Genomic DNA, 17,154 nt, shown 5'->3' on the forward strand with positions numbered 1-17,154 from the left:
TTTTTCTGAACTAAAATAAAATAGTTTCGGATCGAAAATTAACCTAAACTTAACATCTGATGAAGGAAAAGTCATTCCTGCATAATTTGGTAACAATTTGCATACTCTTATTATTATTATCGCCGCTTACTGTTCAATCTCAAAAGAAAAAGAAAGACAAAAAAGAAGCTGCAACCGAAATTAAAAAAGATTCTACCGATTCTAAAAAAGGTAAAAAATATGACGACCTAGTAAAAAAAGGTTCTCTAAAAAAAGGTCTATTTAATATCATTCAAGTTAAAACAGATGTTTATTTTGAAATTCAGGACAGCTTATTTAAAAGAGAGTTTTTAGTTGTAAACAAATTATCTCAAGTTCCTTTTCAAGTAAACGAAGCTGGCTTAAATAAAGGAATGAATTATGAAAACAAAGTAATTAGTTTTTATAAAGATACAATCGCAAAGAAAGTCTGGGTAAAATCGTATGTGCCAAAGGTTTCTTCACCAAAAGAAGATGCGATTACACAATCTGTTCAAAATAATTTTGCAGAATCTATTATTGAAGTTTTTGATATTGAAACCAAAAACAACGATTCGACGTCTGTTGTTATTAAAGTAAATAAGATTTTTGACGGAAAACAAAAAAGCTTCAATGATGTTTTGAGCAACATTGGATTTGGCGGTTCTGTAAAATCTGATCTTTCTTATATTGAAGGTGTAAAATCTTTCCCAAAAAACATTGTTGTAAAATCGCAATTGACTACTTCTGTTAGCGAAGGCGGACCTGCATTGTCTGTAACTCTTGGCGTTACGAGCAATATTATTTTATTGGACAAAACTCCAATGAAACCTCGTTTTTCTGATAACAGAATTGGTTTCTTCACAGAAAAACACTGGTATTTTGCCGATGATCAACAAGCAATGCTTGAAAAAGAACTAATTACACGTTGGAGATTAGAACCTAAAAAAGAAGACGAAGAACGATATTTGAAAGGCGAATTGGTTGAACCTAAAAAACCTATCGTTTATTATATTGATCCATCGACTCCAAAACAATGGAGAAAGTATATTATTGATGGTGTTCACGATTGGCAAGCAGCTTTTGAAAAAGCAGGTTTTAAAAATGCTGTTATCGCAAAAGAACCAACAGAAGCTGATTTAGATTTTGATATTGATGATGTTCGCTACTCTGTAATTACATATGCAGCTTCCCCAAAATCTAATGCTATGGGACCATCTGTGGTTGACCCAAGAAGCGGCGAAATTATCGAAGCAGATATTATTTGGTGGCATAATGTAATGACTTCGCTTCAAAGCTGGATGCGCATTCAGACAGGACCAATTGATCCGAAAGCTAGGGGAAATAAATTTAGTGATGAACATATGGGAGAAGCAATTCGTTTTGTTTCGTCTCACGAAGTTGGACATACTTTTGGTTTAAAACATAATATGGGTTCTTCTTTTGCTTATGATGTTGAATCTCTTCGCTCTAAAGAATTCACAGCAAAAATGGGCGGAACTGCTCCATCAATTATGGATTATGCTCGTTACAATTATGTAGCACAACCAGAAGACAATGTAACAGTTATTACTCCGAAAATTGGAGAATATGATAAATATGCTATTGAATGGGGTTACAGATGGTATGCGCCTAACGAAAACGAAACAACAAAACTAAACGCCTTACTTACAAAACATCAAGATGACCCCATTTATTTTTATGGAGAACAACAGGAAAATATAATTGACCCTCGTTCTCAATCTGAAGATTTAGGAAACGATGCTGTAAAAGCGAGTGAATATGGTTTAAAAAACCTAAAACGTGTTGTCGATAATATATTAAGCTGGACTTACGATAAAGATCAGTCTTACTATGAGACAGGAAAATTATACATCGGAACTATTGGTCAATGGCAATTGTACAACCGTCATGTAATGAACAATATTGGTGGTGTTTATTTAAACACAACAGTTCACGGAGATAACAAACAAAGCTACATTCCGGTTTCTGCAGCAATGCAAAAAAGAGCAGCAGATTATTTAGCTAAAAATGTACTTACAATTCCGCAATGGTTGTTTTTCAATGACATTTTAGACAAAACAAATCCGTTGAAAGATTCTCCTCTTGGTCCTTACGAATATACTCCGTATACACTTTCGAGAGAATTACAATACAGCATTATGTATGATTTATTTAGTGACGATCGCTTGCTTAGAATGACAGAAAATGAACTTTATCAACGAAATAAAACCAAAGATCCAGTTTTTACCGTAAATGATTTGTTTAAAAAAATGCATCAAAGTGTTTTTGCCGGAACGATTGCCAATAAATCATTATCAATTCTAGAACGTATGACACAGAAAAATTATGTAGACGTTTTGGTTGTTTCTACAAATAAATTATTTGAAAAAACAGATGCTAAGAAACTATTAGACATTCAGCAGACTTTAAATATGCCTCATTTATGCACTTATTTAGATGATGCCCACATGGTAAAAAATATTAATCAATCTTCTTTAAAAAGAGTTACAGAAGTGACTTCAGATAAAAAAGGAGAATTAACAAAAGTCCTTCAATTATTAAAAATTAAAAAGAATACAGGAGACCAATCTACCCAAAACCATTACCGCGATTTGATCCAACGAATCGAAAAAGCATTAAATAACACAACCTTTTAATACACAACCCAAAAACATGAAGAAAATTTTACAAGCCTTACTGCTATTCCTGGCCATCGCAGGATACTCGCAGGAAACCCGAACCATCTCGGGAATTATTCTAGATGAAAATGATCACCAGCCTATTCCTGGAGCTTCTATTTTTGTTGAAAACAATTCTATTGGAAGCAAAACATCACAATCAGGAATTATACAAAGTGAAAGCATTGGAACTACTACAGATTTTGACGGTAAATTTCAATTGAAAATAGGAAAAAAAGTTACCGCTTTGAGAATCATTTTCATGGGATATCAGCCTTATACCCTTGAATTGTCAGCTCAAAAAGAATATACAATTAACTTAAAATCTGAAGTTGCAAAACTTCAGGAAATTGTAGTTACTGGATACCAAAAAATTGAAAAGAGAAAGCTTACATCTGCAATTACAAAAGTAGATATGGCTTCTATTCAGCAAGCTGGGGTTTCTAGTATCGACCAATTATTAGTTGGACAAGTTGCCGGAGTTGCCGTTACTACACCATCTGGAGCGCCAGGTGCAGCGGCAAAAATCAGAATTAGAGGTACAGCTTCTTTAAATGGTTCTCAAGATCCTTTATGGGTTTTAGACGGACTTCCGTTAGAGAACAATGATGTTCCTAAAAATTATGATAAAGACAATATTGATGTTTTAAATAACTATTCTATCGCTGGTTTAAATCCAGATGATATTAAAGATATTACCATCTTAAAAGATGCGGCTGCAACAGCTATTTATGGTGCACGTGCTGCAAATGGTGTAATCGTTGTTACTACCAAAAAAGGAAGAAGCGGTAAAATGTCGATTAACTTCAACACAAATACCTTTATTACGCTAAGACCAGAAATATCAAAATTAAACTTGATGAATTCTAATCAAAAAGTTGATTTTGAACTTGATTTGGCTAGCCGTGCAGATTTAACTTACAGAGACACCGGTGGAGATGTTGCTCGTATCCTAAATGGAGCGAATGAATTAGACGCATACAGAGCCGGTGGATTCTCTTCTTTGAGTCCGCAGACACAGCAATCAATTAATAGTTTAAGAAATATAAATACCAACTGGGGTAACTTATTATACCAAACGGCAATTAATACACAGCACGGTTTAAGTTTATCTGGAGGTGGAGAAAAATCAGATTATTATTTCTCTTTAGGATATTATGACGAAAAAGGAACTACAATTGGAACTGGTTTAAAACGTTATAACTTAACTTTAAAAAACAATTTCGAAATAACAGATAAATTTAAAGTTGGTGTTGGAATTTTTGGTTCTGAAACCAAAACTACTTCTTACATCTCAGATACAAGTGGTTTTACTAATCCTGCAAACTATTCAAGAAACGTAAATCCGTACTTGACTCCTTACAATGCTGACGGAAGTTACAAATACGACCCAGACATCGTTGGTTATTCTGATCGTTATGTTCCTTTCAACATCATCGAAGAAAGAAACAATACTTCTTACGATTTAAAAACTAGAGCTGTTAAGGCTTTATTAGACGCTGAATACAAAATCACAAAAGACTTACGAGTAACTAGCCAATTAGGTTTACAGTTAGACAATAGCTCAAGCGAAAAATTTGCTGCTGCAGACACTTATTTTACAAGAAGAACAAAAGAACAAACACGTTATTACAAAGACGGAAAATTCAATTATTTCCTTCCAAATGGCGGTATTATTCAAAATTCAAACACCGATTTTTTTCAATATAACCTAAAAACAATGGTTAATTACAGTAAGACTTTAGGTGAAAAACACGAAATTGAAGCAATGGTTGGTAATGAGTTAAGAAGAACTTACAATACAAATATTGCGACAAAAGGTTTTGGTTTTGACGAAAATACATTGACAACACAGCAGATTATTTTCCCAAATTCAGATTTTGCAAACAATCCTGAATATAGAACATACGTAAAAAACCAAAACGAAAATGCTTTTGCTTCATTTTACGCAACTGGTTCTTATACTTATGATAGAAAATATAGCTTCTTTGGAAGTATTAGATATGATGGTTCTGACTTATTTGGTGTAGATCCTAAGTACAAATATTTACCGCTTTGGTCTGTTTCTGGATCTTGGTTAGTTTCTCAAGAAAACTTCCTAAAAGACAGTAAAGTGGTTTCTAATTTAAGACTTCGTGCTTCTTACGGTTTACAAGGTAATATTGATAAAGGAACTTCGCCTTACGTAATGGGGAACAACAAAATAACTACTATTTTACCAGGAACAACAGAACCAACAATCGTTGTTATAAGTCCACCAAACGATAAATTACGTTGGGAAAAAACACAAAATACCAACTTTGGTTTAGATTTAGGTTTATTCAATAACCGCATCAGCATTGTTACAGATGCTTACGGAAGAAAAAGCACCGACTTAATTGGCATGAGATCTTTGCCTTTAGAAAATGGTTTTGAGTTTACAAACATGAACTGGGCGCAAGTAAGCAACAAAGGTTATGAAATCGCTATCGCGACAAAAAACATAGATCGCCCTAATTTTAAATGGACAACAAACATCAACTTTGCACATAACAAGAGTAATGTTGACCGTTTAGAGATTCGCGACAACACTTATACGCCAAACCAAGAAGGTCATGCCGTAAATGCTGTCTTCGGATTTAAAACAAACGGAATCGATGAAAACGGTTATCCATTATTTGTAAACAAAAAAGGAGAAACGGTAAACGCACAAACTTTCTTTGGTTTATTTGATCCTTATGCAGACTTTTTCCCAGGAGAATTTGCACAATCAAGTTTAACGGCCGCAGAATTCAGAGATTTATTTGTTTATTTAGGAGACAAAGACCCGAAATTTACTGGAGGTATTACCAACACATTTAAAATAAGCAATTTTGATTTGACAGTTGCTGCAGCTTTCAATTTAAAACAAACAGTAGTTAAAACACCTCCTTATAACGGAACACAAGTAGATAGAGGACAAAACTATACTACAGATATCTTAAATGCTTGGTCACCAACAAATACATCTTCTAATTTACCAGGAATTACAAGTAAAGATTCTGGAACAGGAGATTCTTATTTAGCTTATTTATGGTTTGCTGGAGCAAATCAAATGCCTACATACAACTATTTGGACACATGGGTTAGCGAAATGAGCTACATGAGATTAAGCAGTGTGCGTTTAGGTTATACATTACCTAAAGCATTCACAGATCAAATTAACATTCAAAGCATCAGATTAAATGTTGAAGCGAGAAACCTATTTGTAGTAGGTTCTGATTTTAAAGGATATTTTGATCCTGAAACATACGGAAACATTTATGCTCAGCCAGTTCCTAGATCATTTACAATAGGATGTAATGTAACTTTCTAATACAATTAAAGATGAAAAAATTCTCAAAATATATATTCCTTTTCGTTGCATCAATTGCTGTAAGCAGTTGCGATGAATATCTGGATGTTACTCCTATCGGAAAAGTGATTCCAGAAACTTTACCACAATTTCGAGCTGTTTTAACTACAGGCTACTCGATATATCCAGAACACAAAGCATTGACGTCTATGCGTACAGACGAATTGGTTTTGAATGAAGATAGTGACAGAACTGTTTCTTATAGAGATATTCATATCTGGAAAGATGGAAACCCAGATCAGTTTACCAAAAGTTTTCCATACGACGAACTTTACACTACAATTTTCTATACCAATGTAGTAATCAATGAAGCTTCAAAAAAGCTGGATGCTTCTCCTGAAAGAGATCAATTAATTGGAGAAGCTTATGCACTTAGAGCTTTAGCTTATTTTGACTTGGTAAATCTTTTTGGAAAATCATACAATGCGGCAACAGCTGCTTCAGACAAATCAGTTCCGTTAGCTTTAGAAATCGACTTAGAACAAGTTTTTGTTCCACAAACTGTTGAAGTTATTTACAACCAAATTATTTCAGATACTAATGAAGCTGAAAAATTAATCAATGTAAGTTCTCAAACTAAAGGCATAAACTACCGCTTTTCTAAAGTTGCTTTATATAGCTTAGAAAGCCGAATTTATCTTTATAGACAGGAATGGCAAAAATCTTTAGATGCTGCCAACAAAGCACTTGCAATAAACAGTAATCTGGTTAATCTAAATTCGACTCCTATTATTCCAACAAAGTTTGATACTGCAGAATCTATTTTAGCTATAGAAGTAGGATATACTACCGACATTATGGAATCTTCTTTTGCATCGCCAGAGTTGATTAATGCTTATAGCAAAACGACAGATTTGCGTTTTCCTCTTTACTTTTCAACTAGTGGAAGCAATTACATAATTGAAAAAGGAAGATTCGACGAGAACAAATGTACTATCAGAACTTCTGAGTTGTATTTGACAAAAGCAGAAACATCTGTAAAATTGAACAATATCTCAGACGCTAAAAGAACTGTTTTAAGTTTTGTAAAAAACAGATATTCTGCAACAGGATACACACAACTTGAAAGCCAAGTAAACGCTATGAATGCAGCAGATCTAACCAACTTTATATTGGCAGAAAGACAACGTGAATTTGTTGTCGAAGGTCAGCGTTGGTTTGATTTAAGAAGAACAACACAAAAACAGATTGTTCATACTCTAAAAGGGCAAAATTATACTTTGATACAAAATGATCCGCGTTATACTCTTATTTACCCAGCAAACGCGAGATTGAATAATCCCAATCTATAATACACCTATTGTTTTTTTTAAAAAGGTCCAGTTTTCACAGCTGGGCCTTTTTTTTATACAAATTCATGCAACAAATTACACTCTTTTTTGCGAATACGAATTACTGATTTTATCTTTGCAGTATAATTGGTTATAAATTTCGAAAAAATGAAAATTGCCATTGTCGAAGACGAACATCTTGCTTCTAGCTATCTAAAATCGATTTTAGAACAGCAAGACGTTTTATCGATTACCGCAATCACTGTTTTAAAATCTGTAAAAGAAGCTGTTGTTTTTTTTAAAGAAAACAAAGTTGATCTTGCATTTATGGACATTCATTTGGGTGACGGGAAAAGTCTCGAAATCTTCGAAAAAACCACTATCTCCTGCCCTGTTGTTTTTATCACAGCTTACGACTCTTATGCTATTTCAGTTTTCAAGCATTTTACAATCGATTATCTTTTAAAACCATTTGAAGAAGAAGAATTATTAGAAGCACTTCAGAAATTCAAAAAAATAAAAGATAATTTCAACAGCGATTCTACGCTTCAATCTTTGGTAGCAATAGAAAATCCTGAAAGCAGTAAAATCCAGCATCATTTCTTGGTAAATCACGGCTATAAAATGATTTCTATTAACGAAAATGAAATCACTTATTTTACAGCAACAGGAAAACATTTATTTATTCATGTAAAATCAGGAAACAGCTACTTATACAATAATACCTTAACCGATATTATAAACAATTTAGATCCTTTCAATTTCTTTAAAATAAATCGAAAATATATTGTGACTCGAAACAGTATAAAAGAAGTTGTAAAACACTCCAATCAGAAAGTAGAATTGATTTTGAATGTTCCTCCAGCCGAATCTGAGGCAATTTTCATCAGTAAAAAAGAAATCAATAATTTCAAAAATTGGCTAGATCAATAATTTAATAATTATTTAGCTATAAATTAATGTTGGTTTCCTAAATTAAAAAACTGCAGTATTCACAAATTGTGATTTAAAATCCGACTAAAAACTGTCAAAAACGCTTTAAAACGTTAAATTAGCGTTATAGAAATCATAAAATTGACCTTTCACAATCAGTTACATAGCAGAAATTTTTTGTTTATTCTTTATCTTTGAGAGTATAGAAATCAAATGTAAAAGACAATGCCACAAAATAGATTTTATCCTGATGAAAAATTCAAAGAAATAGAAATAAATGCCTCATTGCAACTAAGATACGCCATTTCAAACAGAGGTAGATTAATAAGTTTTACCGATGAAATTGAAAACGGAAGGATCCTAAAAGGAGGTTTAAGCGACGGATATCCAACTTTCCGTTTTAAAGTTAAAAAAGACGATAAAATCGTAAATAAATATCTCTTCTTATACAAACTCGTTGCCCAATATTTTATTCCAAAAGATTCTGAAGATCAGACATATGTTCTGCACTTAGATTATAACAGAGCAAACGATGATGAGCGCAATCTGCGTTGGGCTACAAAACAAGAAATGATGGCACACAGCCGTAAAAGTCCGCGTGTTATTCAGGCAAAAAAGAACTTAATTGAGCACAATCTAAAAGCTGACGGCCGAAAATTAACCACTACAAAAGTGATGTTAATTAAAAAAATCCTTGCAAGACCAGAACAAAAAACACGTCTTAAAATGATTGCAAAACAGTTTGGAGTAAGCGAAATGCAAATCAGAAGAATTGCCAGCGGAGAAAACTGGGGACATGTAAAAGTTTAATGGTGAATTCTTAATTGTGAATGGTAAATTATTAATTCATAACTCATAATTATATAAGCCACAGATTACACAGATTAACACAGATTTTTTTTAAATCATTTTAATCTGTGTAATCTGTGGCTTATTTTTTTGCCATTAACAATCAACCACCAACAATTACTCATTAAATAATAAAAATCAATTCATAATTCACAATTTACAATTCACAATTCATTCGGTTTCTGTGAAAAGACCAAAATCTCTGTCTTTAAAAACAAAATTTCAAGTGTTCATATAAAATAAATCCTTAAATTCGCAATCACAAATAACAAAAGAAGAAATCGAAAGATGAGTTTCGGAAATACAAACTTCATTTTCGATAGTTAATACTAAAAACAAAAAAAATGAAATACGACGTTATTGTTTTAGGAAGTGGTCCTGGAGGATATGTAACAGCGATTAGAGCTTCTCAATTAGGCTTTAAAGTAGCTGTAGTAGAAAAAGAAAATCTTGGTGGAGTTTGCCTTAACTGGGGATGTATCCCAACAAAAGCGCTTTTAAAATCTGCTCAGGTTTTTGATTACCTTAAACACGCTTCTGACTACGGATTGAAAGTTTCTGAATTTGATAAAGATTTCCCTGCAGTTATTCAACGTAGCCGTGGTGTTGCCGAAGGAATGAGCAAAGGAGTTCAATTCTTAATGAAAAAAAACAAAATTGACGTTATTGAAGGTTTTGGAAAACTAAAACCAGGAAAAAAACTTGACGTTACTGATAAAGATAATAAAGTTACAGAATACAGCGCTGATCACATTATCATCGCAACTGGTGCTCGTTCTCGCGAGTTACCAAACTTACCTCAAGATGGTGTAAAAGTAATTGGATACCGTCAAGCAATGACATTACCAACTCAACCAAAATCTATGATCATTGTAGGTTCTGGAGCAATTGGAGTGGAGTTCGCTCATTTCTACAACTCAATGGGAACAGATGTTACTATTGTAGAATTTATGCCAAATGTAGTTCCTGTAGAAGACGAAGATATCTCAAAACAATTTGAGCGTTCTTTGAAAAAATCAGGAATTAAAGTAATGACTAACTCATCTGTTGAGCGTATTGACACAAGTGGTGCAGGAGTTAAAGCTTTTGTTAAAACTGCAAAAGGAGAAGAAATTCTTGAAGCTGACATCGTACTTTCGGCAGTTGGAATTAAAACAAACATCGAAAACATCGGATTAGAAGAAGTTGGTATTGCTGTTGACAGAGATAAAATCTTAGTAAACGCTTACAACGAAACTAACATTCCAGGATACTACGCAATTGGAGACGTTACTCCAGGTCAAGCTTTAGCTCACGTTGCTTCTGCTGAAGGTATCAACTGTGTGGAGAAAATTAAAGGTTTACACGTTGAGCCAATCGATTACGGAAACGTTCCTGGTTGTACTTATGCAACTCCAGAAATCGCTTCTGTTGGTTTAACAGAAAAACAAGCTAAAGAAAAAGGTTACGAATTAAAAATTGGTAAATTCCCATTCTCAGCTTCTGGAAAAGCAAAAGCTGCTGGAAATGCTGACGGATTCGTAAAAGTAATCTTCGATGCTAAATATGGAGAATGGTTAGGATGCCACATGATTGGTGCTGGTGTTACAGATATGATTGCAGAAGCAGTTGTAGCTCGTAAACTAGAAACTACAGGTCACGAAATCCTTAAATCTATCCACCCTCACCCAACAATGAGCGAGGCTGTTATGGAAGCTGTTGCTGATGCTTACGGCGAAGTAATTCACTTGTAAAAATATACAAAGTAGAGACCTAAACATCTTTACGGAGTTATATATAATTTTCAATTTATAAAATCCGATTTGTGAAAACAGATCGGATTTTTTTTTTTACAACAATACAAAAGCTTTGAAAAAGAATACGATAAGAAAAAAACATCTTATTAATAATCTTTTTTTGTATTTTTAGCCTTACAAAAATTGCAACAACGATTTTAGTCTCCTCGAACTCCAATACAAAAAATAAATCCTGCTTTCATTAGTTGATAAAAGAAGCAGAAAACATAGGTTAACTTCGGTTTTTGATTTATAAGGCCTCCTATTTCTTAAAAGCTGAAGAATGAAGAATAATAAAATTTATAATTCCTAATAAATTAATATTATGAAAAAAACCTTCCTTTCAGTTTTAAGTTTACTGTTACTTTTAGGCTGCAATCAGACCAAAACGACAGATACCGAAAACAAAAGCAGTAAAGACAACACAACTGCATTTAAACCAGCAAATATTAAAGAAGAAATTTTGTATCAACGTGGCGTTGAAGCTGCAATATGGGGAATGCCTGCTGTTAATTATCAATTAATGTACGACGCACTGGAGAAACTAAATGGCAATTACAATCAAGTTGTTATCTGGCCAAAGTTGTTAGACTGGAAAAATCAAACCCTGACTCCAAATCCAGATGTAATTTATTTAATGCCCTTTTTCAATACCGAAAAAGTAGGACCGGTTGTGCTTGAAATTCCGCCAGCTGATAATGGCGTTTTTAACGGAAGCGTTATGACCTACTGGCAAAATGCTCTCGAAGATGTTGGCCCAGGAGGAGTTGATAAAGGCAAAGGAGGAAAATACCTTTTTCTGCCGCCAGGTTATGATAAAAGTAAAATTCCTGCAGGTTATATTCCTTTACAATCTGATACTTACAGAGGTTATGCATTATTGCGTTCTGTCTTAAAAAGCGGAAGTGCTGCAGACGTTGCAACAGCTGTGGCATATTCTAAACGAATTAAACTTTATCCGTTAAGTGAAGCTTCAAATAATCCTACTACAACTTTTGTAGACGCAAGCGACAAAGTATACGAATCAAATATACCTTTTGACTTTACTTTTTACGAAACCTTAAATAAAATAGTTCAGGTAGAGCCATGGCTTAGTAGAGATCGCGTTATGATTGATCCTCTAAAAACAATAGGTATAGAAAGAGGAAAATCATTCAGTCCCGATGCTCGTACCAAAGAAATATTAGCACACGCCGTTAAGACTGCAAAAGAATGGTTAGAATATAATTATGAAGCTACAAAACCCTTTTACAAAGATACTCACTGGTTCTTTCCTGCAGATGAAGACAACATTCGAAGTGTAAAAAGCACCTACGGAATATCCGAAATTTATCCAATAGATAATCGTGCAGTTTGTTACATGATTGCATTCTTCAGTGCCAAACATTTGGGTGAATCTCAATATTATTTAATGCAAATAGTAGATAAAGAAGGTAATCCGCTTGACGGAAAAAACACGTATAAAGTTACCGTTCCTGCAAATGTTCCCGTAAAACAATATTGGTCAATGACTGTTTATAATCGTGAAACCCATACTTTCATACGAGATAAAAAATGGGCCGCACGCTCTTCTCAAACGCCAGGACTTAAAACCAATAGTGATGGTACTGTTGATCTTTTCTTTGGTCCGACACCGCCAGAAAGCGGTGAATCTAATTGGGTACCAACAGATTCTAACGGTAAATTTGAAATTCTTGCACGTTTCTATGGCCCTAAACCAAATCTATATGATCAAAGTTGGAAACTGAATGATTTAGAAAAAGTAAAATAATTAGGGAAAAGAATTTACCCCAAGAGATTTAATCCGATTTGTGAAAACAGATCGGATTTTTTTATGCTTTTTAATCAAATCGACAATGTACACCTTACTCTTTTAAAAAATTAGTTTTTTAATATTTTAATATTATTTTCGCAAAAATCTAACTAACCCATTTTTTACAAATCAGAAATAGTATGAAGAAAATTTTCCTTTTTATCATTTTAGGAATAACCATTAATTTAAAAGCCCAAGAAGCCAGTGTTGAAAAATCAATGTTCTCAATCCAAACTGGATTTGCAGGATTATGGCTCAATAACGAATTTAAACTTGCTAATTCACTCGCATTAAGAAGCGAAATTGGTATCGAATACGATTTTGCAGTAGGAGACCATTACGACGAAGCTGGTTTTATTCTACAGCCAGTTATAACATTAGAACCCAGATTTTATTACAATTTGAAAAAAAGAAATTCTCAAGGAAGAAAAACTTCTAACAATAGCGGCAACTATCTTTCTTTAAGAACAAGTTATCATCCAGATTGGTTTGTAATAAATCTAGATGACAATATTACCAAAACAGCAGATTTGTCTATTATTCCAACTTGGGGAATAAAACGTTCGATTGGAGATCATTTTACTTATGAAACTGGAGTCGGATTAGGATACAGACTCGTATTTCTAAAAGCAAACTCATACAACGGACACGCACAAAATGTAGATGATTTTAATACAACTGAAAGCCAATACACGCCTTATTTACATCTAAGAATTGGTTACGTTTTTTAAAAGACATATAATTATTTAACGAAATCCGATTTACTTTTAGTAAATCGGATTTTTTTTTAAGCCTTCAAATCCCTAACACCGCAGAATGTTAAACTTAAAAAGAAAAGCATCTATTGAAATAAATATTACTTAATTTTAGTAAATATAATCTAACAAAAAAATCATGTCTGAAACAACAATTTTCTACGCCGACGGAGAAAATCCAAAAATGATCGAAGCTTACAAAAGAGCTCAAGAAACCTTTAAATACTTCTGGAGAGAACTATCTTGGGAATACCGAAGAATAGTTCCAGGTTTAGATGTTGCTTGTGTAAAACTAGCTTTCACCCAAGATATAGACGACGACACCATTGTAGAACACATGTGGATTAACGACGTAAACTTTGACGGCGAAACGATATACGGAATTTTAGTAAATGATCCCAACGAATTGACTAATGTAAATAATGGAGACGAAATCGCAATTCCTATTAATCAAATTAGTGATTGGTTATTTGCTATTGACGGCAAAACTTATGGAGCATTTACAATTCAGACAATGCGCTCTGAAATGAGCGATGAAGAAAGAGAATCGCATGATGAAGCGTGGGGATTAGATTTTGGTGATTTTAATGATATTTTAATTGTAAACGAACAAAAAGAGAAACCAGAAAATCTAATTGAACATCCAATGAGCAAAAACATGAAAGAAAGTCTCATTGAATTCTTAAAAAACAATCCAGAAGAAATAGAAGCTCAAGACGATTTGGGTTATACTTTTTTACATCGCGAAGCTATTGCCGGAAATCAAACTTCTGTAGAGCTCATTTTAAAAGCAGGAGCCAATGCAGATGCAAAAACCAATAACGGAAAAACAGCTTTAGATTTTGCCAAAGAGCTCAAATGGGATCACTTAATTCCTGTACTTCAATAGAAAATTTTAGAACCCGATTTGCAAAAACAAGTCGGGTTTTTTATTTACTAAGTTGCTTTCAAAATGAATATTTCTTCATTTCAAAATCAAAACTATTTTTTTTTTAGATGGTTTAAAATAAAGAATATGCTACTTTTGCTGCACCAAATCTAACCTGCAACAGAATGAAAAAATTATTCTTTACGCTACTATTATTATCTTCAGTTCTTTTGTCTGCCCAAACAAAAAACGATATTGATTTTGCTTCACGTTTAAAAAGCACTTTTTCTCAATCTACAGACTGTGTTAACGACTTCGAAAAAATACTAAAACCAGAAGAACTTAAGGCTTTAAACACTACTCTAAACAATTTTGAAAAAAAATACCTTTACAAAATTGTTATTATAACAACTCCTTCTATAGAACCTTTTCAATCATTTGAAGAGTTTGCAACCGATTTAGATCAATTTTTATCAAAAGACCCAAGATTAGATCCTACTCTTTTAATTGTTGTTAGCAAAACATTGAGACAGATTCAGCTTTTAAGTGTCGATTTTATAAAATACAAGTTAAACACAGAAGACACTCAAAACATAATCAGCACCTATTCTATTCCCGAGCTTAAAAAAGGAAATTACTATAAAGCGCTAGAGCAGGCTTCAAATGAGCTTATAAAAAAGCTACAGTAATAAATAATTCAAAATCCGATTTGTGCAAACAGGTCGGATTTTTTTATCTATATTGTCTACTTCCAGCAGAATTCTAAAAATAATTTAAAAGACAATTTCTGCAATTGAAGAACAGTAAATTAAAATTAGAAATGATACGCATAATAGAAGCCCAAAATAGTGATCTGCCACATTTAAGAAAGCTTTTTCTAAATGAAAGACGGCGCACATTTGCCGACCAAGACATTTCTCAATTCAAATTAGAAGATTTTGATAAGCAAACTCAAGGAGAATATATTTTAATTGCACATGTAGACAATATCCCAATCGGATTTATTTCGATCTGGTTGCCCAACAATTTTATCCATCATCTTTATGTTGACCATAAACATCAAGGACAAAATATTGGAACCGAATTATTAAAAGCTGCAATTTCTAAAACCAATTTTCCGCTTACTTTAAAATGTGTTGAAAACAATAGTAAAGCAATTCATTTTTACCTAAAAAAAGGATTTGTAGAAAAATCAAGAGGAAATTCTAGCAACGGAAGTTATATTTTATTTGAATTAACCAACGATGTAAAATAACCCTATATGCAAAACATATGCGTTTCATATGGGCGTGTCCCTCCGGGTCAGGCTGTCCGCTATATCTTTTATGGCAAACCCTGCCATAAAAGGATGCCGCTCCCATCCTTCACGCATTGGTTTTCATAAGAACACTTTTGTTCTAATATAATTTGTATTTTAGTAAGATCAGAACTACAACCAAAAACATTCTAAATCATGCTAAAACAAATTTTTATCCTTTTCATTTTTTGTTTCGGAATCCAATTGCATTCACAAGAAACTGGTTTTACGACACCAGATTATAAAGCCATTGAAAAAGAAATAAGTGACAAAAATTCAAAGTTTTTCTATCCTAAATTAATGGAAAGACTCACGAAGAACGACACTCTTTTAACGCATGATGAATACCGCCATTTGTATCTTGGTTATTTTTTTCAGCCCAAATACAATGCTTTCTGGAAATCTCCAGACGACGAAAAGCTCCAAGCTTATTACAACAAAGAAAAACTCGAAACCACCGATTACGATGCCATTATCAAACTAATCAATCATTCTCTAAACGATTTCCCTTTCGACTTACAGCAGCTTAACTTTCTAGCCTATATTTATCACTTAAAAGGCGATGAAACCAGTGCAAAAATTGCCTCTTTTAGATTTCATAGTATCATGAACGTTATTCTTTCTTCTGGCGACGGTAAAAAATGCGAAACTGGTTTTCACGTATTAATGGTCGATCACGAATATATTCTGCTTAGCCTTTTTGAAATCGAATCGAAAGGACAATCACTTGTTGATAATTGTGATTATTTAAGCTTTGAAAAAGGTGTTTACAATGTTGATGGCATTTATTTCAATATCGAAAAAATGCTCGAAAACGAAAGGAAAGTTCTTAAATAACAATCCCATTATTACTTATGTTTTTATTTGTATTTTCGTACAAAATATAATTAGTTTTAAAAGCATTTTCTAATACAAAAAATCTAAAAATGAATATTCTAATTGTTTACGCGCATCCTAGCAAAAAATCGTATACTTTTCAAGTTCTAAAAAGATTAAAACTAGCCTTGAACAATCAAAAATGGAATATAGAAATCTCTGATTTGTATGCGTCTAATTTTATTAGCGATATGTCTGAGGAAGAATACGATCGTGAAGGTTTTGCGAAAACAGAACTTCCTATACCTGCAGATGTTTTAGCAGAACAAGAAAAAATAGAAAAAGCAGACTGTATTATTTTTCTATATCCTGTTTGGTGGAGCGATTGTCCAGCAAAATTAAAAGGCTGGTTTGATCGTGTATATTCGGTAGGATATGCATATGGGCAAAACGAAACTTCCAGAAAAATGAAAACCATTCCGTACGGTCTTGTAATTTGCACAGCCGGTCATCCGAATGAGTTTTTACATGAAATCGAAATCGCTCAAAGCATGGAAAAAATTATGATCGAAGACCGACTTGGAAAACGTTTTACACATAAAGAAATGATTATTCTAGGCGGAACTTTGAATCTCGAAAATGTAATGTCAAAACATTTTGACCTTATCAATAGAATTCCTCAAAAAATTAAAACAATAGTATAAAACTCAAATCTAAATTTACCCA

At 33.1% G+C, this 17,154-nt stretch carries 13 protein-coding genes; all 13 read left to right on the plus strand.

Annotated elements, in window-relative coordinates; all coding sequences use genetic code 11:
• Positions 1-59: 59 nt before the first annotated feature.
• The 13 genes from JC605_RS11885 (at position 60) to JC605_RS11945 (ending at position 17,132) form a co-directional block, all read left to right on the plus strand.
• Complete coding sequence (locus JC605_RS11885; protein WP_198856396.1) at positions 60-2,657, plus strand: zinc-dependent metalloprotease; 2,598 nt, start codon at positions 60-62, stop codon at positions 2,655-2,657.
• Between the two features lie 16 nt (positions 2,658-2,673).
• Positions 2,674-6,012: a SusC/RagA family TonB-linked outer membrane protein gene (locus JC605_RS11890; RefSeq protein ID WP_198856397.1), complete on the plus strand. Its 3,339-nt coding sequence runs from the start codon at positions 2,674-2,676 to the stop codon at positions 6,010-6,012.
• Positions 6,013-6,023: 11 nt separating this feature from the next.
• Positions 6,024-7,343 carry a RagB/SusD family nutrient uptake outer membrane protein gene (locus JC605_RS11895; RefSeq protein WP_198856398.1) on the plus strand — a complete coding sequence of 440 codons (1,320 nt, stop codon included), beginning with the start codon at positions 6,024-6,026 and terminating at the stop codon, positions 7,341-7,343.
• Between the two features lie 147 nt (positions 7,344-7,490).
• Positions 7,491-8,255 carry a LytTR family DNA-binding domain-containing protein gene (locus tag JC605_RS11900; protein ID WP_198856399.1) on the plus strand — a complete coding sequence of 255 codons (765 nt, stop codon included), beginning with the start codon at positions 7,491-7,493 and terminating at the stop codon, positions 8,253-8,255.
• Between the two features lie 225 nt (positions 8,256-8,480).
• The gene (locus JC605_RS11905; protein ID WP_198856400.1) at positions 8,481-9,065 is read left to right on the plus strand and encodes an NUMOD4 domain-containing protein; all 585 of its coding nucleotides are present in this window, start codon (positions 8,481-8,483) and stop codon (positions 9,063-9,065) included.
• A gap of 383 nt (positions 9,066-9,448) precedes the next feature.
• Entirely contained in the window at positions 9,449-10,837 is a 1,389-nt protein-coding gene (gene lpdA / locus JC605_RS11910) for a dihydrolipoyl dehydrogenase (RefSeq protein WP_198856401.1), read from the plus strand.
• Between the two features lie 367 nt (positions 10,838-11,204).
• The gene (locus tag JC605_RS11915) at positions 11,205-12,650 is read left to right on the plus strand and encodes a DUF1254 domain-containing protein (RefSeq protein WP_198856402.1); all 1,446 of its coding nucleotides are present in this window, start codon (positions 11,205-11,207) and stop codon (positions 12,648-12,650) included.
• 182 nt (positions 12,651-12,832) lie between these two features.
• The gene (locus JC605_RS11920; RefSeq protein WP_198856403.1) at positions 12,833-13,423 is read left to right on the plus strand and encodes a hypothetical protein; all 591 of its coding nucleotides are present in this window, start codon (positions 12,833-12,835) and stop codon (positions 13,421-13,423) included.
• A gap of 163 nt (positions 13,424-13,586) precedes the next feature.
• The gene (locus tag JC605_RS11925; protein WP_198856404.1) at positions 13,587-14,336 is read left to right on the plus strand and encodes a DUF2314 domain-containing protein; all 750 of its coding nucleotides are present in this window, start codon (positions 13,587-13,589) and stop codon (positions 14,334-14,336) included.
• A 164-nt stretch (positions 14,337-14,500) separates the two neighbouring features.
• The gene (locus tag JC605_RS11930; RefSeq protein ID WP_198856405.1) at positions 14,501-15,004 is read left to right on the plus strand and encodes a YgcG family protein; all 504 of its coding nucleotides are present in this window, start codon (positions 14,501-14,503) and stop codon (positions 15,002-15,004) included.
• A gap of 131 nt (positions 15,005-15,135) precedes the next feature.
• Complete coding sequence (locus JC605_RS11935) at positions 15,136-15,570, plus strand: GNAT family N-acetyltransferase (RefSeq protein WP_198856406.1); 435 nt, start codon at positions 15,136-15,138, stop codon at positions 15,568-15,570.
• A gap of 198 nt (positions 15,571-15,768) precedes the next feature.
• Positions 15,769-16,449: a DUF4919 domain-containing protein gene (locus tag JC605_RS11940; RefSeq protein WP_198856407.1), complete on the plus strand. Its 681-nt coding sequence runs from the start codon at positions 15,769-15,771 to the stop codon at positions 16,447-16,449.
• A gap of 89 nt (positions 16,450-16,538) precedes the next feature.
• The gene (locus JC605_RS11945) at positions 16,539-17,132 is read left to right on the plus strand and encodes an NAD(P)H-dependent oxidoreductase (RefSeq protein WP_198856408.1); all 594 of its coding nucleotides are present in this window, start codon (positions 16,539-16,541) and stop codon (positions 17,130-17,132) included.
• Positions 17,133-17,154: the final 22 nt, after the last annotated feature.

The sequence above is a fragment of the Flavobacterium sp. IB48 genome, from assembly GCF_016405855.1.
GTDB classification, from domain to species: domain Bacteria; phylum Bacteroidota; class Bacteroidia; order Flavobacteriales; family Flavobacteriaceae; genus Flavobacterium; species Flavobacterium ginsengisoli.

Coding starts and splice junctions, on each gene's coding strand:
- JC605_RS11945 (WP_198856408.1), top strand. CDS start 16,539: ATGAATATTCTAATTGTTTACGCGCATCCTAGCAAAAAATCGTATACT.
- JC605_RS11935 (WP_198856406.1), top strand. CDS start 15,136: ATGATACGCATAATAGAAGCCCAAAATAGTGATCTGCCACATTTAAGA.
- JC605_RS11900 (WP_198856399.1), top strand. CDS start 7,491: ATGAAAATTGCCATTGTCGAAGACGAACATCTTGCTTCTAGCTATCTA.
- JC605_RS11930 (WP_198856405.1), top strand. CDS start 14,501: ATGAAAAAATTATTCTTTACGCTACTATTATTATCTTCAGTTCTTTTG.
- JC605_RS11920 (WP_198856403.1), top strand. CDS start 12,833: ATGAAGAAAATTTTCCTTTTTATCATTTTAGGAATAACCATTAATTTA.
- JC605_RS11915 (WP_198856402.1), top strand. CDS start 11,205: ATGAAAAAAACCTTCCTTTCAGTTTTAAGTTTACTGTTACTTTTAGGC.
- lpdA (WP_198856401.1), top strand. CDS start 9,449: ATGAAATACGACGTTATTGTTTTAGGAAGTGGTCCTGGAGGATATGTA.
- JC605_RS11925 (WP_198856404.1), top strand. CDS start 13,587: ATGTCTGAAACAACAATTTTCTACGCCGACGGAGAAAATCCAAAAATG.
- JC605_RS11905 (WP_198856400.1), top strand. CDS start 8,481: ATGCCACAAAATAGATTTTATCCTGATGAAAAATTCAAAGAAATAGAA.
- JC605_RS11885 (WP_198856396.1), top strand. CDS start 60: ATGAAGGAAAAGTCATTCCTGCATAATTTGGTAACAATTTGCATACTC.
- JC605_RS11940 (WP_198856407.1), top strand. CDS start 15,769: ATGCTAAAACAAATTTTTATCCTTTTCATTTTTTGTTTCGGAATCCAA.
- JC605_RS11895 (WP_198856398.1), top strand. CDS start 6,024: ATGAAAAAATTCTCAAAATATATATTCCTTTTCGTTGCATCAATTGCT.
- JC605_RS11890 (WP_198856397.1), top strand. CDS start 2,674: ATGAAGAAAATTTTACAAGCCTTACTGCTATTCCTGGCCATCGCAGGA.